Consider the following 7,259-nt stretch of genomic DNA (forward strand, 5'->3'; position numbering starts at 1 on the left):
AAGGAGTTGGCACTCGATGAGCGCTAGTCCGGAAGTGACCCGTCAGCAGGCAGCCTCAGTCAGGGGCGCATTGCAGTCCGTAGCACCCGTCCCAGGGGCGGCCAGACGTGCCCCAGCAGATCTTGCAGCATGAAGCGCGCCACCCGGGTTCCGGCGTCGAGGGTGGTGAGAATGAACAGGGCTTCGAACATGAGGGCGAAGTGGTAGAGAAGGGCGAGCCCCCATCCCCCGGTGGCCGACGCGAGGATGCGCGCCATGCCCAGCGCCAGGGTCGGCGCGCCCCCGGTGCGCGCGTACAGCGTCTTCTCGCCCACGTCTTGAGCCATCGCATCCATCTCAGCCTCGGTGATGGGATAGCCCCAGTCGCTCACGGTGCGCACCACTGCCGCGGGTGTGGTGCCCGCCACCGCGGCGGACGAATTCACTGCAAAGTACATCCCGGGTGTGAGGCTGCAGGCCGCCAGCAGGGCCATGACGGCGACGAACGACTCCATGAGCATGCCGCCATAGCCCACCAGGCGCGCCTGCGACTCTTTTTCGAGCATCTTGGGGGTGGTGCCGGAAGAGATGAGGGCGTGGAATCCGCTGATGGCGCCGCAGGCGATGGTGATGAAGCAGAACGGGAAGAGGCTGCCCGCCCAGATGGGACCCGTTCCGTTCGAGGCGAAGGCGGTGAGGGCGGGCATCTGCGCGGGAGGATGCACGGCCAGCAGGCCCACCGCCAGCAGCCCGATGGTACCGATCTTCACGAAGGTCGAGAGGTAGTCGCGCGGCGCCAGCAGCAGCCACACGGGTACCGTCGAGGCGGCGAAGCCGTAGGCGATGACCAGCAGCGACAGCACGGGAGCCGACAGCGTGAAGAGATGAGCGAGTGCGGGAACCTCGGCGACCTTCGCCCCTCCCACGACGGCTGCGACCACCAGCACAAATCCGAGGAGCGAGGCTTCTTCCACCTTGCCGGGACGGATCCACCGCATGTACACGCCCATGAGCATGGCGATGGGAATGGTGGCCGCGATGGTGAAGGTGCCCCAGGGGCTCTCGGCCAGCGCGCGCACCACCACGAGACCGATGACGGCCAGCAGCAGGATGATGATGCCGAGGATGCCGGTCAGCGCGGTATATCCCGCGATGGGGCCGAGCTCGTCCTTGGCCATCTGCCCCAGCGAGCGGCCGTCGCGGCGCACCGAGCAGAAGAGCACGACGAAGTCTTGCACGCAGCCGGCCAGCACTCCGCCCACCACGATCCAGATCAGGCCGGGCAGATAGCCCATCTGGGCCGCGAGCACGGGGCCGATGAGGGGGCCGGGCCCGGCAATGGCGGCGAAGTGATGGCCGAAGACCACCCACTTGTGCGTGGGCATGAAGTCCTTGCCGTCTTCGTGCACCTCGGCCGGGGTGGCGCGCGTGTCGTCGAGCCCCAGCACGCGGGTCGCCAGGAAGCGGCTGTAGAAGCGATAGCCGATGGTGTACGCGCAGAGCGCCGCCAGCAGCAGCCAGGCGGCGTTCACCGACTCACCCCGCCCCATGGCGATGCCTCCCAGCGCGAGGGCGGCCGTGAGGCTCAGCACGATTGCGGTGGCGCGTTCTGCCAGTGCTCGGGGGATGCGCACCATGGGTTGCTCCTGGGAGAACGGCTGAAAAGGCCGATCTCTACTCGGAAGGATTGCTGGACGTGCGGCTTCGGCCGCGCTTCCAGAGGGATATGCAGGGCTGTTCGAAGCGCGAGGGCGAACTTCCTCGGCGGAGGGACGCGCGTCACGCGCACGATGGCATCACGTTGACGAGGAGAAGCACCCGTTGCGCAGAGGATTCACCCTGTGGATGACCGGCCTGCCGTGCTCGGGGAAGTCAACCCTGGCCGAGGCGGCTGAGCAGCGCCTGCGCGCCGCCGGACAGAAGGTCGAGCGCCTCGACGGCGACATCGTGCGCACCCACCTGTCGAAGGGGCTCGGGTTCTCGCGAGACGATCGCGACGAGAACGTGCGGCGCATCGGCTTTGTGGCCGATCTGCTCGCGCGCAACGGGGTGGCCGTCGTGGTCGCGTGCATCTCGCCGTTCCGCGCGGTTCGCGACGCGCTGCGCGCGTCGGTGACGGGGTTTGTCGAGGTGCACGTGCGCTGCCCGCTCGAGGTCTGCATGGCGCGCGACGTGAAGGGCATGTACGCCCGCGCGCTGCGCGGTGAGATGACGGGCTTCACGGGGGTCGACGATCCGTACGAGGAGCCCGTGTCACCGCATCTGGTCGTTGACACCGACACGCAGTCGATCGAGGTCTGCCTCGACCAGATCTTCGATGGCCTCGCCCGACTCGGCTATGCCACCGACGCCCCCATCGAGGCGTGAGCCGCGCCGCCGGTCAGCGCTTCCAGCACGACACGAGCAGCCAGCGCCAGCGGTCTCGGATCTCGTTCTCGCCGATCTCGATGCCCCGCGCCGCCACCGCTTCCGGGGGGGCGCTCTGGTAGAAGGCGAGCACGTCGTTGCCGCCAGCGCGGGCCTCGGGTGAATCGAGCCAGTGCGGAATCGACTCCCAGAGGTAGTAGTTCTCCGGGGTCAGATCGACGAAGCCAGCCTCCTCGATGGCCGCCACGAGGGTGTGGTCGAGGAGCAGGTGCTTGATGAGCGGCTGCTTGGCGCGGTTGACCTTCTCCCACCAGGCCGCGTCGACGTCGCCATAGGGGACGCGGTGCCCGATGATGGCCTGCCCGCCCGTCTTGAGAACCCGGCGCATCTCGCGCAGCGCCGCCACCGGCGTGTCGACGAAGTGCAGCGCCTGGCGGATGATGACGATGTCGAACGTCTCATCGGGGAAGGGCAGGGCCTCGGCGCGCCCGACGTGCACCTCGTCGAGGCGCTCGCGGGCCTTCTCGAGCATGCCCTCGGTGAGATCGACGCCCACGAGGGTCTTCACCCGTCCGCGAAAGCTGCCTCCCACCTTGCCCGTGCCCGTGCAGACGTCGAGCAGCGTCGCGTCGGGGCTGACCTGGCACAGCTTCACGTACAGCGCGAGCATGCCGGGGTCGCTGATCCAGGCGGCCGAACCGTCGTAGATGGGGGCTCTTGACGAGAACTGGTTCTGAATGCTCTGCTCGCGCTCGCTCGTCTGGGGTGCTTGGTTCATCGGGGGGGGCCTTTCCGTGATGTGTGTGGGGTGTGACAACGGCGTTGCTTGATTTGAGCAACGCCGCTTGGGAAGACGCATCGGGCCGACGCCGGGGCGGGCGTGCGCCCTCTGTCAGACCCGCTGCAGAACGCGCTGGCTGGGGGCCAGTGCGGGGTTCTTGAAGCGATCGACGCCCGGCACCACGGGTGCCGACGCCGAGCTGAACTTTGCGCGCCACTCGAAGCTCTTGCGGGCATCCGGCTCGAAGTACTGGAAGTGCTCGGGGAAGTGGTTGAAGTCCATCACCGGGCCGGGCGAGTAGGCGTTGTAGAGGCGCTTGTAGGCGCGTCGGCTCACCTCTTCGGGAAGCCCGTTGTAGTTGAGGAACTCGTCTTGCACGAGGGCCTGCTCGACCGAGAGCCAGCGCAGATGCTCGACCTCGCTCTTGATGATGCCCTTGCGCAGCCCATCGAAGTAGACCGTGGTGCCCGGCATGGCCGACAGGTACTTCACCCGGGTGATGCTGTTGTGCTGCTCGGCCCACTGGCAGGCGTGCTCGAGCGACTCTTCGGTCTCCCCGGGGAGCCCCACGATCATGAGGCCGCCGAAGCGCACGCCCGCGTCCCACGAGAGGTGCATGGCACGACTGGCGAGGTGCTCGCTCGAGCCCTTGCGCGCCTGCTTCAAGATGCCGGGGTTGAGCGATTCGACGCCGAACAGGGCGATGTCGCAGCCGGAGCGCTCCATGGCGGCCATGACCTCGGTATCGACGTCAGCGCAACGGGTCAGACAGGTCCATCCGATGTCGAACTCTTCGATGACGCTGCAGATCTCGAGGGTGCGCTTCTTGTTCGACGTGAACGTGAGGTCGACGAAGAAGACGAAGTTGACGTCGTACTGCGACTTGAGCCAGGCCAGCTCTGCGCGCAGCTTCTCCGGCGACTTCTCGCGCAGCTGCGGCGTGGTGCGGTAGCAGAACGAGCAATCCATCTTGCAGCCGCGGCTGTGCGAGGCGATGATCTGGGGCTGCAGGCCACGTGCCTCTTTCGCCTGTGGCCAGAGCGAGAGGTTCATGTTGGGCACCGAGTTGAGATCGGTCATCTGGCCGCGCGGGGCGTTGCGATGCACCTTGCCCTCACCATCGCGATACCAGATGCCGCGGATGTGGGGGAGGCGCTGCTCGGTGGTGCCCGCGACGTAGGCCTCGAGCAGCTCTTGCACGGTGAGCTCACCCTCGCTGATCACCGCAACGTCGGCGCGGGTCTCCTTCATGAACACGTGGGGAACCGAGGTCACCAGTGACCCCCCCAGCACCACGGGCAGGTCGGGACGGGCGTCTTTCACGAGGGCGATGAGCTCCTCGACGAACGGGTAGTTGTCTTCGAAGGTCGCGATGCCGAGCCAGTCGGTGCCTTCCATGATCTCGTCATAGGCTTCGCGCAGCGGGTCGATGCGATGTCGCACGTCGATGATGCGCACGGGGTAGCCCGCGTTGTGCAACACGGTGGCGATGTAGCTGATGCCCTCGAACGGTGCGGTGAGGAAGAACTCCCAGCCCCGCATCATCGAGAAGGGAGACGGCCCGACCACCAGCGAGACCCGAGGCAGGGTAGGGTCGGTGGGCACGGGCGATCGGGCCTGCTGGGCCATCTTGTCTTGATAGTGCCGGTCGACCTCAGCGCCTGCGGAGGTATAGAGTACCGGGTCGAGAGACCATTTCATCTCGCTGCTCCTACGGGGGACAGAGGGGGTGGGGGCTGTCCCAGTTCAACTCCATCAGGGTAGCAGAAATCGGGGGCGCCTTCAAGACGCGACGGGTTCGGGTGCCCCGTTCCCGTGCACGGGAAGGGCTGTTGCAGGAACGCCGCTGCGCTCGAGGAAGCGCCCCTCCATGCAACGCGTGGAACAGCTGTGCGCCTCGCTGAAGACGGCGCGTCGGATGACGCTCGGTCTTCTCGCAAGCCTCCCCCCGGAACGGTGGACCTGGCAGGGGTTCCCGGGGCAGAACCACGCTGCCTGGATTGCCCTTCACCTGGCCGTCGCAGACGACTGGGCGCTCGTGGGCATGGGGCGCGGCGAGAAGCGTCGGCTGACCGCCTGGGATGAGCGCGTCAGCGGTGGCCCCGATGCGGACGCGGCCCGCTGGCCCGATCGCGACGAGGCGCTGGTCGTTCTGGCCGAGGCGCACGAGCGCTACCTCGCGGCCCTTCACGAGCTCACCGACGCCGATCTCATCCGCCCCGTGGAGGGGGCGCTGGCCGAGTTCGCCCCTGAGTTCGGGTGTCTCGTCGACAGTCACATCTGGCACGAGGGCTTTCACGGAGGGCAGCTCTCGGTGGTGCGCAAGCAGCTCGGTCTGCCACCGGTCTGGGGCTGAGGCCTCAGTTCAGCGGCGGGGGGCCATGAGGCCACCGAGCCAGTGGCCGGCAACCGCCCCGATGACGCCCACGCACAGGGAGATGGGGAGCATCTCGCCTTTTGTGTGGAAGTGGAACTGCGAGAAGCTGAAGTAGCCCAGGAAGATGGCGAGGCCGATGCGCAGGGCCGGCGTGACCTTCTTCTGCATGACCACCGACTTGTAGCACTCCGGGTGGTAGTAGACCCCGTCGTCAGCCACCCCGCTGGCCTTGTACACGTCGGTGTCGCAGTGGGGACACTTCATCGGTTGCACGTCGGGGCCGCAGGCGTTGCAGAACAGCGGCTTCTGGAAGGTCACCTGATCGGCGTTGAAGATGTCCATCGGACCCATGCGCTTGCTGCACTTCGTGCACGAGAACGGGGTCTTGGTCTGGCACTTCTTGCACGTGAAGTCGCGGACATCGACCGTGGTCTTGCATTCGGCACAGGGGTAGGCGGGCATGCGGGTCTCCTCGGAGCGCCTCGAGCGGAATGTGCGTTCGGTTCGGGGTGAGGCGCGGCCGTCCCTCCCGTGCTCGTTGAGGGCTCAGGCCAGGGCTTCGAAGGGGTGACGGGCTTCGCGCATGATCTGCTGGGCCGCGCGAACCCCCCAGAACTGCGCTTCCTCGAAGAGCGCCACACCCGACAGGTCGGTGTGGGCCAGGGCCACGCGTCGCGGCGCGCGGGCCGCCGAGGCGCGCGCCGCGCTCCAGACGAAGCCCGGCGTGGGACGCACCATTCCGTGGCCCCACACCATGATGTCGATGCGCTGCGCCAGATGCTCGATACCGGGGTGGGGGATGGCGAGATCGGCGAGAACCTCGTCGCGCCATCGGGTCCACGGGGCGCGAAGCGCCGCCTGGCGTAGGTCGCGGGGCGTTCCGCGGGTGAGGGGGCGGTAGTGGGTGAGCACGCTCGGCCCCTCGACCGTGCGCAGCGACTGGTGGGTGGCCACCACGTATCCCAGGGTGTCGCTGGCATGGATCACGTTGTCCCAGCAAGGGGCGATGCCGGCCGTGCGGTTCTCGGGCACGCGCTCGACCTCGACGTTCGACACCACCCACGGCGCGTAGGTGAAGGCCGCGATGGCCTCTCCCGCGCTTGTGGCGTAGGCGGGGCAGACGCGCGCGGCCACGAAGCGCGGCATCGCCAGCACCACGCTGTCGCAGATCACGCGTCTGACGTCGTGCCCGTCGAACCAGTCGACCACCACGTCGCGCGGGGTCACGTCGACGTGGAAGACCAGGGCATCGGTCTGGATGCGCGAGGTGCCCACGCGCTCTCTCAGCCAGCGCGCGATGTGTCCGTTCCCCTCTGGCCAGGTGAGCACCGGGTCTGAGTCAGACGTGCCGTTCGAGGCGACTCGCGCCGTGTCGACCCGGCTGGTGAAGTAGTGGATTGCGGCCCACGCCGACGTGCTCTCGAGCGTGCATCCGAAGTCGTCGCGGGTGGCGTATTCCACGAACCAGCGCAGGCGGGCTGAGGTGTAGCCGTTGTTGCGCAGCCAGGCGTCCATCGATGTCTGGTCGAGGGCGCGCACCCGCTCGTCTGTGCTCGACAGTGCGATGGGAAGGGTGAACGGCGGTCGTCCGTCGCGTGTCTTGAACGAGCGCCAGCGCTCCATGTCGGCCCGGAACCGATCGAGCTGGGCGTGATCGTCGGCGGTGGCCCCGCTCTCCGGCCACAGCCCTTCCTGCCAGTGGCCGTGGATGTAGAGCCGCTCCTGGGGCGCCTGACAGAGGGCCTCCTCGTCGTA

At 67.5% G+C, this 7,259-nt stretch carries 7 protein-coding genes; 2 read left to right on the forward strand and 5 right to left on the reverse strand.

What is annotated here, in order from left to right:
* Window positions 1-59 precede the first annotated feature (59 nt).
* Complete coding sequence (locus EB084_16035; protein ID NDD29768.1) at window positions 60-1,616, reverse strand: carbon starvation protein A; 1,557 nt, start codon at window positions 1,614-1,616, stop codon at window positions 60-62.
* A gap of 184 nt (window positions 1,617-1,800) precedes the next feature.
* Here EB084_16035 and cysC point away from each other — a divergent pair, with 184 nt between their 5' ends.
* The gene (gene cysC, locus EB084_16040) at window positions 1,801-2,346 is read left to right on the forward strand and encodes an adenylyl-sulfate kinase (GenBank protein NDD29769.1); all 546 of its coding nucleotides are present in this window, start codon (window positions 1,801-1,803) and stop codon (window positions 2,344-2,346) included.
* A 13-nt stretch (window positions 2,347-2,359) separates the two neighbouring features.
* Here cysC and EB084_16045 read toward each other — a convergent pair whose 3' ends face one another.
* Together EB084_16045 and EB084_16050 are read right to left on the reverse strand one after the other, a co-directional pair.
* On the reverse strand, window positions 2,360-3,205 hold the full coding sequence (locus EB084_16045; protein NDD29770.1) for a methyltransferase domain-containing protein: 846 nt from the start codon (window positions 3,203-3,205) through the stop codon (window positions 2,360-2,362).
* 33 nt (window positions 3,206-3,238) lie between these two features.
* On the reverse strand, window positions 3,239-4,828 hold the full coding sequence (locus EB084_16050; protein NDD29771.1) for a radical SAM protein: 1,590 nt from the start codon (window positions 4,826-4,828) through the stop codon (window positions 3,239-3,241).
* Window positions 4,829-4,997: 169 nt separating this feature from the next.
* On the opposite strand from EB084_16050, the gene EB084_16055 reads away from it, so the two are divergent.
* Window positions 4,998-5,483, forward strand: a complete 486-nt coding sequence (locus EB084_16055) for a DinB family protein (protein ID NDD29772.1) — start codon at window positions 4,998-5,000, stop codon at window positions 5,481-5,483.
* Between the two features lie 9 nt (window positions 5,484-5,492).
* On the opposite strand, the gene EB084_16060 is transcribed toward EB084_16055, so the two are convergent.
* Together EB084_16060 and EB084_16065 are read right to left on the reverse strand one after the other, a co-directional pair.
* Window positions 5,493-5,966 (reverse strand): hypothetical protein, encoded by a 474-nt coding sequence (locus EB084_16060; protein ID NDD29773.1) that lies wholly within the window; start codon window positions 5,964-5,966, stop codon window positions 5,493-5,495.
* An 84-nt stretch (window positions 5,967-6,050) separates the two neighbouring features.
* A partial coding sequence (locus EB084_16065) for a hypothetical protein (GenBank protein ID NDD29774.1) occupies window positions 6,051-7,259 on the reverse strand: 1,209 nt, incomplete at its 5' end.

The sequence above is a fragment of the Pseudomonadota bacterium genome (genome assembly GCA_010028905.1).
In the GTDB taxonomy this organism is placed as follows: Bacteria; Vulcanimicrobiota; Xenobia; order RGZZ01; family RGZZ01; genus RGZZ01.